18 protein-coding genes are annotated in these 15900 nt (G+C 44.5%); 15 read left to right on the top strand and 3 right to left on the bottom strand.

Going from position 1 to position 15900, the window contains the following annotated elements:
* Positions 1 to 11: 11 nt before the first annotated feature.
* A complete protein-coding gene (locus tag IRJ16_RS10595; RefSeq protein ID WP_194111504.1) occupies positions 12 to 155 on the bottom strand; it encodes a DUF6728 family protein in 144 nt (47 codons plus the stop codon).
* A gap of 78 nt (positions 156 to 233) precedes the next feature.
* A complete protein-coding gene (locus tag IRJ16_RS10590) occupies positions 234 to 1583 on the bottom strand; it encodes an OmpA family protein (protein WP_194111503.1) in 1350 nt (449 codons plus the stop codon).
* A 152-nt stretch (positions 1584 to 1735) separates the two neighbouring features.
* On the opposite strand from IRJ16_RS10590, the gene IRJ16_RS10585 reads away from it, so the two are divergent.
* Positions 1736 to 3025 (top strand): aminopeptidase P N-terminal domain-containing protein, encoded by a 1290-nt coding sequence (locus IRJ16_RS10585; protein WP_194111502.1) that lies wholly within the window; start codon positions 1736 to 1738, stop codon positions 3023 to 3025.
* A gap of 78 nt (positions 3026 to 3103) precedes the next feature.
* Here IRJ16_RS10585 and meaB read toward each other — a convergent pair whose 3' ends face one another.
* Positions 3104 to 4009, bottom strand: a complete 906-nt coding sequence (gene meaB / locus IRJ16_RS10580) for a methylmalonyl Co-A mutase-associated GTPase MeaB (protein WP_194111501.1) — start codon at positions 4007 to 4009, stop codon at positions 3104 to 3106.
* A 551-nt stretch (positions 4010 to 4560) separates the two neighbouring features.
* Between meaB and IRJ16_RS10575 the strand changes: the two genes are divergently transcribed.
* The 14 genes from IRJ16_RS10575 (at position 4561) to IRJ16_RS10510 (ending at position 15873) form a co-directional block, all read left to right on the top strand.
* A complete protein-coding gene (locus tag IRJ16_RS10575; protein ID WP_194111500.1) occupies positions 4561 to 5397 on the top strand; it encodes a MotA/TolQ/ExbB proton channel family protein in 837 nt (278 codons plus the stop codon).
* 88 nt (positions 5398 to 5485) lie between these two features.
* Positions 5486 to 6100, top strand: a complete 615-nt coding sequence (locus IRJ16_RS10570; RefSeq protein ID WP_194111499.1) for an ExbD/TolR family protein — start codon at positions 5486 to 5488, stop codon at positions 6098 to 6100.
* 4 nt (positions 6101 to 6104) lie between these two features.
* The gene (locus IRJ16_RS10565) at positions 6105 to 6653 is read left to right on the top strand and encodes an ExbD/TolR family protein (protein WP_194111498.1); all 549 of its coding nucleotides are present in this window, start codon (positions 6105 to 6107) and stop codon (positions 6651 to 6653) included.
* Positions 6654 to 6733: 80 nt separating this feature from the next.
* The gene (locus IRJ16_RS10560) at positions 6734 to 7561 is read left to right on the top strand and encodes an energy transducer TonB (protein WP_194111497.1); all 828 of its coding nucleotides are present in this window, start codon (positions 6734 to 6736) and stop codon (positions 7559 to 7561) included.
* Positions 7562 to 7569: 8 nt separating this feature from the next.
* A complete protein-coding gene (locus IRJ16_RS10555; RefSeq protein ID WP_194111496.1) occupies positions 7570 to 7809 on the top strand; it encodes a hypothetical protein in 240 nt (79 codons plus the stop codon).
* Positions 7799 to 8743, top strand: coding sequence for a PstS family phosphate ABC transporter substrate-binding protein (locus IRJ16_RS10550; RefSeq protein WP_194111495.1), 945 nt, complete (start codon positions 7799 to 7801; stop codon positions 8741 to 8743). Before IRJ16_RS10555 ends, IRJ16_RS10550 begins: the two co-directional genes overlap by 11 nt.
* Before the next feature lie 17 nt (positions 8744 to 8760).
* The gene (locus IRJ16_RS10545) at positions 8761 to 10461 is read left to right on the top strand and encodes a tetratricopeptide repeat protein (protein WP_194111494.1); all 1701 of its coding nucleotides are present in this window, start codon (positions 8761 to 8763) and stop codon (positions 10459 to 10461) included.
* An 86-nt stretch (positions 10462 to 10547) separates the two neighbouring features.
* A complete protein-coding gene (locus tag IRJ16_RS10540; RefSeq protein WP_194111493.1) occupies positions 10548 to 10919 on the top strand; it encodes an NADH-quinone oxidoreductase subunit A in 372 nt (123 codons plus the stop codon).
* 196 nt (positions 10920 to 11115) lie between these two features.
* Positions 11116 to 11658, top strand: coding sequence for an NADH-quinone oxidoreductase subunit B (locus tag IRJ16_RS10535; RefSeq protein ID WP_194111492.1), 543 nt, complete (start codon positions 11116 to 11118; stop codon positions 11656 to 11658).
* On the top strand, positions 11658 to 12161 hold the full coding sequence (locus IRJ16_RS10530; RefSeq protein WP_194111491.1) for an NADH-quinone oxidoreductase subunit C: 504 nt from the start codon (positions 11658 to 11660) through the stop codon (positions 12159 to 12161). The genes IRJ16_RS10535 and IRJ16_RS10530 overlap by 1 nt, the downstream gene beginning before the upstream one ends.
* A 2-nt stretch (positions 12162 to 12163) precedes the next feature.
* The gene (locus IRJ16_RS10525) at positions 12164 to 13375 is read left to right on the top strand and encodes an NADH-quinone oxidoreductase subunit D (protein ID WP_194111490.1); all 1212 of its coding nucleotides are present in this window, start codon (positions 12164 to 12166) and stop codon (positions 13373 to 13375) included.
* Positions 13368 to 13898, top strand: coding sequence for an NADH-quinone oxidoreductase subunit NuoE family protein (locus tag IRJ16_RS10520; protein WP_194111489.1), 531 nt, complete (start codon positions 13368 to 13370; stop codon positions 13896 to 13898). Before IRJ16_RS10525 ends, IRJ16_RS10520 begins: the two co-directional genes overlap by 8 nt.
* Position 13899: 1 nt before the next feature.
* Positions 13900 to 15264, top strand: a complete 1365-nt coding sequence (nuoF, locus tag IRJ16_RS10515) for an NADH-quinone oxidoreductase subunit NuoF (RefSeq protein WP_194111488.1) — start codon at positions 13900 to 13902, stop codon at positions 15262 to 15264.
* Positions 15265 to 15276: 12 nt separating this feature from the next.
* The gene (locus tag IRJ16_RS10510; RefSeq protein ID WP_194111487.1) at positions 15277 to 15873 is read left to right on the top strand and encodes a Uma2 family endonuclease; all 597 of its coding nucleotides are present in this window, start codon (positions 15277 to 15279) and stop codon (positions 15871 to 15873) included.
* Positions 15874 to 15900 lie beyond the last annotated feature (27 nt).

Here is a 15900-nt window from a genome sequence, read left to right as displayed (position 1 = left end):
GACTCAAAGCACTATTTCGAAAGAACGAACCAGTCCAGTAGTTTATAGATCATCCCGGCTACGAACATGGTGATAGCAATGGCGTTGATCATGTGCATCACCTTCAGGTTAAAGTTGATCGGCCTGTTGGGGTCTTTCTTTCTAAAAAAGTACATGCTACAAATCTATGCAAAAAAAAGAAGGCCCTGAATATTCAGGGCCTTCCAATTATTTAATTACTCTTTGCGAGATAATTAGCGTTGGAATTGAACACGACGGTTCAATACACGACCTTCTTCTGTAGAGTTGTCAGCAATTGGTTTAGTTTCGCCAAAGCCTTTTACTTTAACGCGTTTTGCATCAACACCTGAGTTAACCAGGTAAGTTTTAACTGCATTAGCGCGGTCTTTAGAAAGACGTAAGTTGTGAGCAGCAGTACCTTCTGATGAAGCGAAGCCTTGTACTTCTAAGCTACCTGAACCGCTTCTTAAGTCAGCTGAAGTAGCATCTAAAGCTGGGTAAGAAGAAGTACGTAATACTGAGCTATCAAAATCAAATTGGATAGCAGAGTAAGCAGCAGCAACAGGCTCAGCAGGAGCAGCAACAGCAGCAGGGAATTTGATCTCGCAACCAGCACCGTCAACTACTGTACCAGCAGGAGTGTTAGGGCATTTGTCAAATTGATCAGATACACCGTCACCATCAGAATCTTTTTTCAGGTCGTTAACAGCAGTTTCTACGTTAGCAACACGGCCTTTCAAAGCAGCAACTTCTTTACGTAACTCAGCATCGTACAACTCGTCGTACATTAAAGCTACTGGGTTAACCCACTGAAGATCTGGTTTTGATTTTGAACCTAAAGTGAACTCTAAACCACCGTAACCGTAAGAGTAACGGTCTTTAGTTGGATAAGCTCTGTTCAAACCGTCAAAGTTGTCGCCGTTAACAAAAGTTTGATCGTAACCAAAGTTTAAAGCAGTTACCTCGCTTAAACGGAATTTAACACCAACACCAACAGGGACGATCATCTCTTGAACCCATTTCTTTGTGCCATCAGTGTTATAGTAAGCAGCTGCTGGATCGGTCGCAGTGGTACCGTTAGGCAAAGTGATCTCTGGGTGGTAGTTAGCCAAACCGATAGCCGCTTTAGCGAAGAAGTTAACAGAGTTTTTACGGTGTAAAAAGTCGATAGTTGCAAAGTTGAACACACCACCTAAAGCGGCAGACTGATAAAAAGTCTTAACAGCTTTACGGTTATCACGAGATGCGCCCGGATCTGCATTTGTACGGTTGCTGAAACCAACCCAACCACCTTGTAAATCCAATTGGATACCAAATTGGTGAGCCAATTGTTTCCTTACATTGATACCAAAAGCTGGTTTGATATCGTGGCTTTTGTAATCCTGGCTACCACCGGTCGCTAATGCAGGTGAAGTTGCGCCTGCGTTAATGCCAAAGTACCAAGTTCTGTACTGACCAGCACCACCAAATACTTTTGGGGTCGTGGTTCCAGTGCCATCCGTTGTTTGAGCGTTTGCCACGCCAAAACCCATAGCTGCAACGAACGATAAGGCTACTGTTTTCTTTAATGTAGAATAGTTCATAGTTTTTTTAGATTAAACAATTAATTGTGATTTTTTTCCAAAATTAGTAATTATGTTTGAATTCTATTACCAAACACTGTTCCAATTTTGTCGCATTCTTAGGACAAAGAAATAGAAAATTTGTTTCGGACAGACCAAAATCAATTTTAATAATGAAATACCTACCAATAAGTAGTGACTTATTTACTTTTAATAGAAAAAATTTCGTCTCGCGATTAAAATCGGCCTCAATAGCTCTTTTTAATGCAAATGATGAATTTGTAAGAAGCGGGGATCAAAATTTTATTTTTAAGCAAAATGCCGATCTTTTTTACCTGTCGGGTATAGATCAGGAGCAAACTATACTGCTTTTGTTTCCGGATTGTCCTAATCCGTTGTACAAAGAAGTACTTTTTTTAAGACAAACTAACGAACACATTGCTGTTTGGGAGGGTCATAAGTACACTAAGGAAGAGGCTAAAACGGCGTCCGGCATCGAGGCAGTATATTGGCTGTCCGATTTTGACAACATTTTGCATAGCATTATCCACTATGCCGAACACATCTACATCAACACTAACGAGAATGACCGTTACGCGCACACTGTTCCGTATCGTGATCTGCGTTTCCTGAACGATCTGCGTGCTAAATATCCGCTCCATCATTACGAGCGGTCGGCGCCGATCATGCGGGATCTGCGGGCCGTAAAGTCAACGATCGAAGTAGAGCTGACCCAAAAAGCCTGCGACATTACTCGCGATGCTTTTATCCGCACGTTGAAGTTTGTTAAACCGGGTGTTAACGAGTACGAGATAGAGGCCGAGATCATTCACGAGTTCATCCGCCAAGGTGCTACCGGGCACGCTTACAGCCCTATCATTGCTTCGGGGCCAAACGCAATTGTGCTGCATTATATAGATAACAATCAGACCTGTAAGGACGGCGATGTGATCCTCTTCGATTGGGCGGCCGAGTACGCTAACTATAATGCCGATATGAGCCGGTCGATACCGGTTAATGGCCGTTACACCCCGCGCCAGCGCCAGGTTTATGATGCTGTGCTGCGTGTGATGCGTGCCGCTACGCAATTATTGGTGGCAGGTACCATCTGGAACGAGTATCACGATGAGGTTGGTAAGATCATGACCAGCGAACTGATCGGACTTGGCCTGCTCACCAAACAAGATGTAGAAAAGCAGGACCCTAAAATGCCGGCCTATAAAAAGTACTTTATGCACGGCACATCGCACCATCTGGGTATAGATGTGCATGACTTTGCCAGTCGGTACACGCCGTTTGCCGCAGGTAACATCCTTACCTGCGAGCCGGGCATCTATATCCCTGCCGAAGGTTTGGGTATCCGTATCGAGAATAACATTTTGATCACAGAGACCGGTAACATCGACCTGATGGCCAACATCCCGGTAGAGGCTGACGAGATCGAGAGTATTATGAACTCTTGATCAAGGAATGCGAAAGTCGGAATGTGATCCCGATAGCTATCGAGAGCGAATGAGTTGAGTTATCGACGCATTCAAAGATCATTTCGAATTTGAAATTTCGACTTTCGCATTCAATAAGAACTGATAAAGATTAAACCCATCACGGGTCAAAGCTTCAGCAATATCCTGCTGGAGCTTTTTTTTGTCGATATTGGCCATGCGCCGGTCACGGATGATCTGCCAGGCTTTTTCGGCAAGTAACATGGCGCGTTTAGGGTTCGGATGATGCGTTTGTAGAGATACAAATTCGGCTATTTCGGCCATGCCTTTATTTTGCGATGCTATAGCCTTATATATGGGCATAGGTTTGCCGCTTTGGGCAAGCAGTTTTTGTAGTGTATTATAATAGGTGTCGGCGCCATCGCGATCGGCCTTGTTTATAATAAAGGCATCGGCAATTTCCATAATGCCCGATTTGATGTTCTGGATCTCGTCGCCACTCTCGGGTACCAGTACCAATAAAGTGATATCGGCCAGCCCGGCTATCTCTATTTCTGACTGGCCTACGCCAACGGTCTCCACAATAATATGATCAAACCCTTCGGCCCGTAAAACGTCGGTCATTTCAATGGTACGGGCAGATAAGCCGCCGAGCGATCCGCGGGTAGCTATCGATCTGATGAAAACGTTAGGGTTGTTAAAGTGGGCGGCCATCCTTATCCTGTCGCCCAGTAGTGACCCATGATTGAATGGCGATGTTGGGTCGACAGCTAATACGGCTACCTTTTTGCTTCCTGTGGTAAGTTCGGCTATCAAGGCGTTCACCAAAGTGCTTTTGCCAGCACCCGGCGGGCCGGTTATACCTATAATAGGCGTGTTGCGGCTCAAGTCGGCATTGGCTAATAATTGCATCGCACCGGGCAGATCATTCTCTACCATGGTAAGTCGCCTGGCTATTTGCCTTAATTGTTTAGTGCTGAAAGGTTGCTGACCCGTATTTGACATATATTTAAGGTAAAGAAACAAAATAATGTACACACTGTTACGTTTACCATTTGCTTGTTAATGTAAGAGGGGACGTACCGCTGCGGAAAAATTAACAGCAAACAAGTGAATATCACCAAACATCTGTATCTTTAACGATATAATTAGTTGATGTTGGTCAACGATAGGGTGGCTGATCGGTGCTGATGACCAAAAACCAAATAAAGTTTTGGGCCAATAGCGGCGTTAGGCAATAAAATTAGGCGTTTGTTTAGACGCCACTATATCATTTTAGTTACACACTTTTATCAGATCGGTATTTGCTAATCTTGAAAAAAATGGTTTTTATTGTAAAAAATTGTTTTTTGCAGCCTGTGAACGTCTTTTTTGACCTCGCTATTACAAGGCGATAAATTACGAACTTGATAAAACGGATATTAAAAAATTATTAATTGTACAGCACTACGTTTTTTTATGTCAATTAAATTATAAATTTGTTATCCTGCTTAAAAGCGCATTATTTAATTAACTATAACATATAAACAAAAACTAAAAACTAAATTTTAAAAGTAATGGCAAACGCACCAAAACCAACTACACCTGCTCAGAAAAAAGAAGGCGGATCTAAGTCAGGTATTTTCTCTACCCTGGTTATCCCGATCTGTTTCGTTATCGCTATCCTGTTATTTATCTTCGTTTTGGGTGATCCAAGCCACTACAAAGGAGGCGATGTTGAGCACGGCGACCCGACCGACGTTTTCGGTACTGTACACAAAGGCGGCGTGATCGTACCGGTACTGATGACCATGTTATTGATGCTTATCGTTTTCTCTATCGAGAGGTTCGTAGTTATCGGTAAAGCTTCAGGTACAAGCAGTGTTGATTCATTTGTACACAAGATCCAAGTTTTCTTGAATCAAGGTAACATCGCTGCTGCGTCTGCAGAGTGCGACAAACAAAAAGGTTCGGTAGCTAACGTTATCAAATCTGGCTTGAAAAAATACAAAGAGATGGAAGAAGAGCCTAATCTGGACGTTGACCAAAAAACTTTGGCCATCCAAAAAGATATCGAAGAGGCTACCGCTCTTGAAATGCCAATGTTAGAGCAAAACTTAACTATCATCGCAACTTTAGTATCTATCGGTACATTGTTGGGTCTGTTAGGTACAGTAACAGGTATGATCAAGGCCTTCCAGGCACTGGGTGCATCTGGTGCTCCAAGCCAATCAGCTCTGGCGGTAGGTATCTCTGAAGCATTGATCAATACCGCTTTAGGTATCGGTACTTCAGCTTTCTCTATCATCATGTACAACATCTTTACCTCTAAGATCGACAGCTTAACTTACGCTATCGACGAAACAGGTTTCAGCATTGTACAAACATTTGCGGCGTCTCACAAAAACAAATAAAAATTTAGTGTATATATGTTTAAAGCCCGGCCTTTTGTGCCGGGCTTTATAAACCCATCCACTAACGTTTTATTTAACAAACAACATTATGCCAAGAGTAAAGATCCCAAGAAAGAGTACAGCGATAGACATGACCGCGATGTGCGACGTGGCGTTCCTGTTGCTTACTTTCTTTATATTAACAGCAAAGCCCCGTACGGATGACCCTATCCCGGTGGACGCTCCTGCTACCGCGATCAACGTGCAATTGCCCGAGTCGGACGTTGCTATTTTGACCGTAGGCCAAGGCAAAGTGTTCTTTGGTGTAGAAGGCCAAAAAACACGCGAGGAGTTGTTGGACCAAATGGGCAGAAGATATAGCATCGCTTTCACTCCGGAAGAGAAAGCTGTTTTTGCATCGCTGCCAAGCTTTGGTGTCGACATTCAAAATCTTAAAGGCTTCCTTGCTCTATCTCCTGACGAACGGAAGGAATATAAATCGCAAGGTATCCCAACAGACACCACTACCGAAAGCCAGCTTTTTTATTGGGTTAAAGAAGCCCGTATCGTCACCAAAAACCTTAACAATAAGGAATTGCGTATAGCTATTAAAGGCGACGGAAAAGAAGAGTATCCAACGTTTGCTAAGCTTATTAAAGCCTTGCAAAAACAAAAAGTTAACAAATTCGCGTTGATCACCAACGTTAAATCCTTACCTAAATAAGAAGATGGCAGAATTAGACACCTCCGGTGGGGGTAAGAAGGGCGGCGGGAAGGTCAGAACCAAGAAGAAGTCAACCCGAGTGGACCTTACGGCCATGGTTGACTTGGCTTTCTTATTGGTTACTTTCTTCATGCTGACCACTACCCTGAACAAACCAAAGGCGATGGACCTTACCATGCCGGATAAAGACGAAATTAAAAAGGACGAGAAACCGGTTCCTGAGTCGCGTACGTTAACTATCCTGTTGGGTAAAGACAATAAGATAGAGTGGTACCGCGGTTTACCTGGTGTACCTTACAAAGGACAAGCACCTACTACCGATAACTTTGGTAAAGATGGCATCCGCAAAACATTGTTCGATCTTAAAAAAACGATCGAGGAAGAGTCGGGTGGTAAACCAATGATCGTGCTGGTTAAACCGAGCGATAAGTCAGTTTACAGGAACATGGTAGATATCATGGACGAGTTGAACATCGCTAAAATAGAGATTCGCGCTATCGTTGATATTTTACCATTAGAAATTGAGCTTTTAAAGCGCGACGGTAACTATTAAAAATAAACTAAGATTTTAGTTGCATTATTAAATAATAAACTATATCTTTAGTCGTTAAATCATTAAAAGAAAGAAAGCCCATGTTAGGTTCAAAATTAGATATTCTAAAACCGGAATGGCTGGAGATCGTGTTTAATGACAGGAACAAGGCTTACGGTGCTTATGAGTTGCGCAAGCAAAATCCATGGAACACCGTAAAGGCACTATCAATAACACTGCTATTCTTTGTAGTTGCTGTAGGTACGCCAACTGTTATTAATAAGATCCAGAAATTTATTCCTAAAGCCAAGGAAAAACCGAAGATCATTACCGAGGTGAACTTAAAACCACCTCCACCACTGGATGAGACCAAGAAACCACCTCCTCCACCTCCGGAACCACCAAAACCGAAGGTTGACCAGGTTCGTTTCCCGCCTCCGGTAGTAAAACCGGATAACGAGGTTAAAGAGAAAGATCCACCGACCGTGGAAGAGCTGAAGGTAGCTGATCCGGGTCAGAAAGATCAGAAAGGTGACCCAACTGCCGAAGTACGTATCGACGAGCCTGTAGGTAACTCTGACGTGAAAGCAGTAACTGAGGACTCTAACGAGATCTTTAGCGCGGTAGAAGAAAGTGCCGAGTACCCGGGTGGTATCGACAAATTCTACAAGTACCTGGAGAATACCATGAAGTATCCTTCGGTTGCACGTGAAAATAACGTTCAGGGTAAAGTGTTCTTAACCTTCGTAGTTGAGAAAGATGGTGCCTTGACGGACATTAAAGTACTTCGTGGTATCGGCAGCGGTTGCGACGAGGAGGCTGTACGTGTAGTTAAAGGTTCAAAAAAATGGAAGCCGGGTATGCAGAACGGTCGTGCTGTACGTCAGCAATACACAGTTCCTATCAGCTTTACATTGTCTGAACAATAAGAATATCAATGTCATATTTTTATAAACGTGAGCAAAAATCGCCCCCAAGGCGGTTTTTGCTCATTTTAGGGATCGCCCTACTGGTCAGTATTTCGGCCTTTGGCCTGATGATATTGTTTTGGCCCAAGCTGATAACCGCTATGGCCCTGCCCGAGCACCTGAGGATAGGTTTTGGGGTGATATGTATCATTTACGGGATACTGCGCAGTTCGAGGCTGATCTTTAAAAAGCAAACTGATGAGTATTAAGATCAAATTTATTTTCTTTTTGTTGGCAGGGCTTTCTATATTAGCCGCTCCTGCCTGCAAGAGAAAGAAAAAGGTGCCCGAAAAGAATGCGGATACCTTTATGGCCGGCCAAACCGATATGTTGATAGACGAATCGTGTGCACCGATCATAGAAGAAGAACTTTTCGTTTTCACATCCAGCTATACCGAGGCTAAGCCAAGGTTGCTGTACAAGACCGAGAACGAGCTACTGAGCCTGCTGCTTACTGATAGTATCCCTTACGCTATAATGACCCGGGATCTTACTGCCGACGAAAGGCGGCTGATGATACAGCATACAAGGCCACCTGATGCTAACAGGTTCGCTATAGACGCAGTTTCGTTGATCGTAAACCAAGCCTCGGCCGATACTACGATCACTGTATCTGAAGTGAAAGCGATGCTGAACGGAGAATTTAAAAGCGACAGAAGTGTAGTTTTTGATAACCCCAACTCCAGTTTGGTAAGATATTTGAAAGACCTGGCCGGCACAAAAGAACTTAAGGCAAAAAACGTTTATGCCCTTAAGAATAATAAAGAGGTGATACGCTATGTAGCTACCCATCCTAACTCCATTGGTATAACTGGCTTTAGCTGGTTGAACGATCCTGATAAGGATTATGCCGATGACGTTAAAAAAGTGAAGATAGTAGGTGTTAAGGACAACTCCCGCAAAGATGACATTGGGTTTACTAAACCATCGCAGGAATCTTTAGCTCTAAAAACATATCCGTTCATACGGTCGTTGTACATTATTGATTGTACCGGGCGCGATGGATTGGGAAAAGGGTTTGCCTCTTTTGTGTTAAGCGACAGGGGGCAACGGATCATTCTAAAATCGGGCATATTACCAGAAGTAATGCCTGGCAGAGAGATCAACATAGTAAAAGAACAGAATACAGAACGAGTAAACTAAAACTATAAATAAAAGCCATGGAAATGATCAAAAGAATAGCGATGACCGCAACGGCAACGATATTTATAGGATCGTCAGTTTTTGCGCAAAGTCTCGCCGACGCCAAAAAAGCTATCGACGCCGAACAATATCAAAAAGCTAAGACAATGCTTAAAGGACTGACCACAACTCAGCCTAACAGTGCCGAGAACCAGTTTTACCTGGGTTGGACCTACATTAAGCAAGAGTATGCCGATTCGGCCAAAGCTGCCTTCAATAAAGGTATTGCCGCCGACGGTAAATTTGCCCTTAATTTTGTTGGTTTAGGTGCAGCAGCCCGTTTAGATAAAGATGAGGCGGGTGCAACCAGCAACTTTAACCAAGCGCTGTCGTTATCGCCAAAAGACACTAAGGTTTACGACTATGTTGGCCGCAGCTACTTGCTTATCGTAGCCCCTGCAACAACCGTATCTCAGGCTAATGCCGAATCGGCCATCGCTGTGTTAGAGAAAGGCAAAACTGCTAACCCTAAGGTTAAGGATGCCGAACTGTATGTAACTGCAGGTAATGCTTTGATATCTCAGTTGAAGAGTAACGACGCTTACAAAAACTATTCAGAAGCATTAGCTATCGACCCTAAATCGGTAACTGCCCACGTTGCTGAAGGTGTATTGTGGAGATATGCTAATAACTGGGAGTCGGCTACTAACGAGTTCAATGCCGCTTTGACCATCGACCCTAACTTTGGCCCGGCTTACCGCGAATGGGCTGAGACCGACCTGCGTCAGGCTAACAAAGATATCAAAGTAGCATCAGCTAAAGTTAAAGAGGGTGTGGAGCACTACCGTAAGTATTTAAGCTTGACAGACATGTCCATCGAGTCGCAATTACGGTATGCCGACTTCTTGTATAATGCCGGTGAGTTTAAGACCTTGCAAGAGGTTACCGCCCAATTGGCTAAGTCAGCCGCTTCTAACCTGCGTGTTTACCGTTATTTAGGTTACTCAGCGTTAGAGAACAAGGATTACGACGCAGGTATCACCGCATTGAACAAGTTCATTGGCGAAGCCGGTGAAAAACGTGTATTAGCAACCGACTACCTGAACTTAGGCCGTTTGAAATTAGCTAAGAGCGATTCGACAGGTATCAATGACCTGAAGAAAGCTTACGCGATGGATACTACCAAAGCCGACGTTTTCTTAGAGATAGCTAAAGACGCTTACGGAAAAAAGAAATATGCTGATGCCGGTAACGCGTATCAGGAGTACTTTGATAAATCTAAAAAAGGTACTTTGCAAGAGCGCTTTGCTCAGGCTTTGAGTTATTTCTTCGCTTTCGACAGCAATAACCCTAAAGCAGATTCTGCAGTGCTTGTTAAGGCAGATTCGGCTTTCAGCTATATCGAGCGTAAAGCAACTACACCGGTAGCAGCTGTGTACCAATATAAAGGTTACATTGCTGACTTAAAAGATGCTGACAGGAACAATATCAAAGGTTTGGCTAAGCCGTACTACGAGAAGTATATCACTTTGACCTCTGCTAAACCTACTTTAAGCGACGCAGATAAACGTTACTTGGCTGCGGCTTATGTTTATATGGCCAATCTTTATGAATACAAGGATAAGGACGAGGCTAAAACTTTAGAGGCTTATACTAAAGCTAAGGAGTATGACCCGGCCAATAAATCGGTAGTAGCCTACTTTGCCCGCAAAACGGCGCCTGCTAAAACAACTAAGTAATAAAATTATCTAACCGATAAACAAAAAGCTCCCGATACCTTTCGGGAGCTTTTTTTGTTAACAGCACATTTACTATATTTGCCGCCATGGAAGTAAAAAGTTCAGCCATTGATTATTTACCGATCATTATTCAAATGCTGGTTGCGGTGGGTTTTGCCGTTGGTACCATGTTCGCGACGCACGCGTTGGGCCCAAAACGTAAGACCGCTGACAAGCTAACACCATTTGAGTCGGGTATTGAGGTTGTGGGTAACGCCCGTACACCTTTTTCTATTAAGTACTTCTTGGTGGCTATCCTGTTCGTATTGTTTGACGTGGAGGTTATCTTTATGTACCCTTGGGCGGTTAACTTCCGTGAGATGGGCTTTACCGGCCTGATAGAGATGTTCATCTTTATGGCTACGCTGCTGGCCGGCTTCATTTATATTCTTAAAAAGAAAGCATTGGATTGGGATTAATACATCCTGTCAATAAATATCAAAAGCATGTCTATACAAGGCATGCTTTTTTGTTTATACGGCGTTATAACATGCTTCTTTAGATTGATTCTAAATTCCCTTGTGCCAACGTACTCGTCTTTAAACACTGTATAATTTGTCGTAAATTTGTGATGTTGAAACATCTAATTCAACAGCACTATTATTTCTCTTATTCATGAGTGATATAAAAATAGTTGATGCCCCTGCCGGTATTGAAGGTTCCGGATTTTTTGCCACTAAACTTGATGAGGCTGTTGGTTTGGCGCGTTCGTATTCTTTATGGCCGCTGCCTTTCGCTACGTCTTGCTGTGGTATCGAATTTATGGCCACTATGGCATCGCATTACGATCTTTCCCGTTTTGGTGCCGAGCGTTTAAGCTTTTCGCCACGCCAGGCCGACCTGCTGATGGTAATGGGTACTATCTCTAAAAAGATGGGTCCCGTTTTACGTCAGGTTTACCTGCAAATGGCCGAGCCACGTTGGGTAATGGCCGTTGGTGCCTGCGCGTCAAGCGGTGGTATATTTGATACTTACTCGGTGTTGCAAGGTATCGACGAGATCATTCCGGTCGACGTTTACGTTCCTGGTTGCCCTCCGCGTCCTGAAGCGATCATTGATGGCTTTATTCAGATCCAAAAATTGGTACAGACAGAGACCGGCCGCCGTCGTAATTCTCCGGAGTATCAAAAATTATTAGCATCCTACGGTATCCAATAATGAGCGCTATTACTAACGAGACCATACTGAACGCCATTAATGCTAAATTCGGCGATACCATTATTGTAGAAGGCGAGCCTTATGGTTTGCTGACCATTGAGACAGGGCGCGAACAGGTCATTGATCTGCTGGGCTTTTTGAAAGGGCATGCTGTATTGAAATTCGGTTTCCTGACAGATATTACGGCCATCCACTATCCCGAAAGGGAAAAGCCTGTAGGTGTGATCTATCACCTTCATAGCTTGCAGAACAATGTACGCATCCGCGTAAAAGTATTTATGGCTGATGGTGACGTTCATATCCCAAGTGCGACCGTGCTTTGGGACGGCGCTAACTGGATGGAGCGTGAGACCTACGACTTTTTTGGTGTTGACTTTACCGGTCACCCTGATCTGCGCAGGATATTAAATGTTGACGACATGACGGTTTTCCCGATGCGCAGAGAGTATCCGCTGGAAGACCCTAATCGTGTAGATAAAAAAGATTACTTTTTCGGAAGATAATAATGGAGAACCATCCGGTATTTATAGATAACGATCCGCAAAGCGAACTTTCTACCCTTAACCTGGGGCCGACCCACCCTGCAACGCACGGCGTTTTTCAGAACGTGCTGCAAATGGATGGCGAGCGTATTGTTAGCGGCGTATCAACCATAGGTTATATTCATCGCGCGTTCGAGAAGATCGCAGAACACCGCCCTTTTTACCAGATCACCCCGCTGACCGACCGCTTGAATTATTGTTCGTCGCCGATCAACAACATGGGTTGGCACATGACGGTTGAAAAACTGTTGAACATCCAATTGCCGAAACGTGTGGATTACCTTCGTATCGTGGTGATGGAATTAGCCCGTATTGCTGATCACATCGTTTGTAATGGTGTATTAGGTGTGGATACCGGCGCCTTTACAGGTTTCCTTTACATGATGGAATTCCGTGAGGCGATCTATGAAATTTACGAAGAGATCTGCGGATCCAGGCTGACCACTAACGTAGGACGTATAGGTGGCTTTGAGCGTAATTTTAACGATATATTCTTCCGCAAGGTCAATAAGTTCTTGGTTGATTTCCCTGTAGCGTTGAAAGAGTTCGAGAACTTATTCAACCGTAACAGGATCTTTATCGACCGTACCAAAGGCGTTGCCCCGGTTGATCCTGATGTTGCTTTAGGTTACAGCTGGACAGGCCCTATCTTACGTGCTACCGGTGTAGATTACGACGTAAGGGCGATGAACCCATATTCAAGTTACCAAGATCTGGACTTTGAAGTCCCCGTAGGTACCCGTGGCGATGTTTACGATCGCTTTTTGGTGCGTAACGAGGAGATGAAGCAAAGTATGCGCATGATCGATCAGTGCTTAAAGCTGATCGCTAAAGAGGACTCTACGATCTTCCATGCTGACGTACCTGCATATTACCTGCCTCCGAAAGAGGAAGTTTACAACAATATGGAAGCTTTGATCTATCACTTTAAGATAGTGATGGGCGAGGTGGATACCCCGGTTGGCGAAGTTTACCACTCGGTAGAGGGCGCTAACGGTGAGCTGGGTTTTTACCTGGTTAACGATGGTGGCCGTTCGCCATATCGTTTGCACTTCCGCAGGCCAAGCTTTATCAATTACCAGATGTATGCGCCAATGAGCCGTGGCATGCTGTTGAGCGATGCGATTATTAACATGAGTAGTTTAAACATTATAGCCGGAGAGTTAGATGCTTAGAGTTGAAGATACTACCGAACACGCGCCGGTAACTTTTAGCGCCGAGCTTATTGCTAAGTTCGACGATGTGGTTAGCCGCTATCCGCAAGGCAAACAAAAATCGGCTTTGTTGCCTATTCTGCATTTGGTGCAAGCCGAATTGGGTTGGGTTAGCCCGCCTGCGATGGACAAGGTTGCCGAATACCTGAGCATACAGCCGATCGAAGTGTACGAGGTAGCTACTTTTTATACCATGTACCTGTTACGTCCGCAAGGTAAATTCCTTTTCGAGGTTTGCCGTACCGGCCCATGCGAGATCGTTGGTGCAGGTAAGATCATGGATTACATCGAGAATAAACTGGGTGTTAAAGAAGGTGAAGTTACTCCGGACGGCTTATTTAGCTGGAGAGGGGTGGAGTGCCTTGCTGCCTGTGGTTACGGCCCGGTATTGCAAATAGGCCCCGAATATACTTTTTACGAGAACTTAACTGAACAGTCTGTTGATCAGCTGATCAGTGATCTTAAAGCTAAAGCGAACAATTAATATGGGACGCAAGCTATTATTAGAACATATCAACGTACCGGGCATTAACACGCTGGAGGTCTATCGTCAAAAGGGCGGCTACCGCTCTGTCGAGAAGGCTTTGAAGCAGATGACGCCTGAGGAAATAGTAGAAGAGGTTAAGAAATCGGGCTTACGCGGTCGCGGTGGCGCAGGTTTCCCTACCGGGATGAAGTGGGGCTTTTTGGCAAAGCCTGAAGGCGTAGCACGTTACCTGGTTTGCAACGGTGACGAATCTGAACCGGGTACCTTTAAAGACCGTTACTTGATGACCTATATCCCTCATGCTTTGATCGAGGGTATGATCGTAGGTAGTTTCGCGCTTGGTGCTCACGTTTCTTACATTTACCTGCGTGGCGAAATGATGCCGCAGATCCGGATCTTGGAAAAAGCGATCGCTGAAGCTAAGGCTGCCGGATTTTTAGGTAAAAATATTTTGGGTACCGGTTACGATCTGGAGTTGTACGTACAACCCGGTGGTGGTGCCTATATCTGCGGTGAAGAGACCGCTTTGTTAGAATCATTAGAGGGCAAACGTGGTAATCCACGTATCAAACCGCCATTCCCGGCTATCGCTGGTCTGTATGGTTGCCCAACGGTGGTGAACAATGTTGAGTCGATCGCGGCAGTAGTGCCGATCATTAACGATGGCGGCGAAGAGTATGCTAAGATTGGTGTTGGTCGTAGTACGGGTACTAAGCTGATATCTGCCGGTGGTAACTTAAAGAAGCCGGGCGTTTACGAGATAGAACTTGGCTTAACTTGCGAAGAGTTTGTTTACAGCGACGAATATTGCGGAGGTATAGCCAACGGAAAAACCCTTAAAGCGGTGGTTGCCGGTGGTTCATCTGTACCGATCTTACCAAATAACCTGTTCTTTAAAACAGCTAATGGCGAAGCCCGCTTAATGAGTTACGAATCACTGTCTGACGGTGGTTTTGCTACCGGTACCATGTTAGGTTCGGGCGGCTTTATCGCTTATGACGAGGATCAGTGTATCGTACGCAATACCTGGAACTTCACCCGTTTCTACCATCACGAAAGTTGCGGACAATGTTCTCCTTGCCGCGAAGGTACCGGTTGGATGGAGAAAGTATTGCACCGCTTAGAGCATGGCCATGGCAAGATGAGCGACATCGACCTGTTGGTTGATGTATCTAAAAAGATAGAAGGTAACACCATTTGTCCGTTAGGTGACGCGGCGGCATGGCCGGTAGCCAGTGCTATCCGCCACTTTAGGGACGAGTTTGAATGGCACGTAACGCATCCGAGTGAAGCGACAACAAGGAATTTTGGATTGGCGCATTATGCTGACCCGTTGCCGAAGAAAGAAGAAACAGCGGCATAAACTTAAAAGGATATGAACAGCATTGATGATCTGGACTTATCGAAATCTTACACCTACGCGGATTATTACTCCTGGCGTTTTGAGGAGCGTTTGGAGCTGATCAAGGGTAAGATATTCAAGATGAGTCCGGCCCCGACAGGGAATCATCAATTGATCGCAGGTAGCATTTTTGCTGAATTGCATCACTTTTTAAAAGGACAGAACTGTAAGGTTTTTATGGCTCCTTTTGATGTAAGGCTGGTAAGGGACGAGACAAGTGACAAGAAGGTTAAGAACGTTGTTCAGCCTGACGTGTGTGTAGTTTGCGATATGGCTAAAATGGCCGATCCAAGGAGTTGTTTAGGAGCTCCCGATATTATTGTCGAGGTTTTATCAACTGGCAACAGTAGTAAGGAGCTTAAAACTAAATATGACCTTTACGAGGAATTCGGTGTAAAGGAATATTGGGTGGTATATCCTTCAGAGCAATCGTTAGTGCGGTATGTGCTTGATACTAACGGTAAGTTTGCAACTGAAGGGCGCGCGCTAACAGGTGGTGATACTTTAACTACTCCAATACTACCGGGTTTTGAATTGGCAATGGATGATGTGTTCAGAGACTTGCTGTAAGAATTAGAAGAATAGATTTTGACGAAT

Origin of the sequence: Mucilaginibacter myungsuensis, from assembly GCF_015222005.1 — a bacterium.
GTDB lineage: Bacteria > Bacteroidota > Bacteroidia > Sphingobacteriales > Sphingobacteriaceae > Mucilaginibacter > Mucilaginibacter myungsuensis.
The sequence above is the reverse complement of the archived record's forward strand: the minus strand, read 5'-3'. Positions and strand labels throughout refer to the sequence as shown.

Bases quoted from the DNA above. Each gene is read 5' to 3' on its own strand.
- IRJ16_RS10545 (WP_194111494.1), top strand. From the start codon at position 8,761: ATGGAAATGATCAAAAGAATAGCGATGACCGCAACGGCAACGATATTT.
- IRJ16_RS10525 (WP_194111490.1), top strand. From the start codon at position 12,164: ATGGAGAACCATCCGGTATTTATAGATAACGATCCGCAAAGCGAACTT.
- IRJ16_RS10595 (WP_194111504.1), bottom strand. From the start codon at position 155: ATGTACTTTTTTAGAAAGAAAGACCCCAACAGGCCGATCAACTTTAAC.
- IRJ16_RS10575 (WP_194111500.1), top strand. From the start codon at position 4,561: ATGGCAAACGCACCAAAACCAACTACACCTGCTCAGAAAAAAGAAGGC.
- IRJ16_RS10590 (WP_194111503.1), bottom strand. From the start codon at position 1,583: ATGAACTATTCTACATTAAAGAAAACAGTAGCCTTATCGTTCGTTGCA.
- IRJ16_RS10535 (WP_194111492.1), top strand. From the start codon at position 11,116: ATGAGTGATATAAAAATAGTTGATGCCCCTGCCGGTATTGAAGGTTCC.
- IRJ16_RS10510 (WP_194111487.1), top strand. From the start codon at position 15,277: ATGAACAGCATTGATGATCTGGACTTATCGAAATCTTACACCTACGCG.
- IRJ16_RS10565 (WP_194111498.1), top strand. From the start codon at position 6,105: ATGGCAGAATTAGACACCTCCGGTGGGGGTAAGAAGGGCGGCGGGAAG.
- nuoF (WP_194111488.1), top strand. From the start codon at position 13,900: ATGGGACGCAAGCTATTATTAGAACATATCAACGTACCGGGCATTAAC.
- IRJ16_RS10520 (WP_194111489.1), top strand. From the start codon at position 13,368: ATGCTTAGAGTTGAAGATACTACCGAACACGCGCCGGTAACTTTTAGC.
- IRJ16_RS10550 (WP_194111495.1), top strand. From the start codon at position 7,799: ATGAGTATTAAGATCAAATTTATTTTCTTTTTGTTGGCAGGGCTTTCT.
- IRJ16_RS10530 (WP_194111491.1), top strand. From the start codon at position 11,658: ATGAGCGCTATTACTAACGAGACCATACTGAACGCCATTAATGCTAAA.
- meaB (WP_194111501.1), bottom strand. From the start codon at position 4,009: ATGTCAAATACGGGTCAGCAACCTTTCAGCACTAAACAATTAAGGCAA.
- IRJ16_RS10555 (WP_194111496.1), top strand. From the start codon at position 7,570: ATGTCATATTTTTATAAACGTGAGCAAAAATCGCCCCCAAGGCGGTTT.
- IRJ16_RS10540 (WP_194111493.1), top strand. From the start codon at position 10,548: ATGGAAGTAAAAAGTTCAGCCATTGATTATTTACCGATCATTATTCAA.
- IRJ16_RS10570 (WP_194111499.1), top strand. From the start codon at position 5,486: ATGCCAAGAGTAAAGATCCCAAGAAAGAGTACAGCGATAGACATGACC.
- IRJ16_RS10560 (WP_194111497.1), top strand. From the start codon at position 6,734: ATGTTAGGTTCAAAATTAGATATTCTAAAACCGGAATGGCTGGAGATC.
- IRJ16_RS10585 (WP_194111502.1), top strand. From the start codon at position 1,736: ATGAAATACCTACCAATAAGTAGTGACTTATTTACTTTTAATAGAAAA.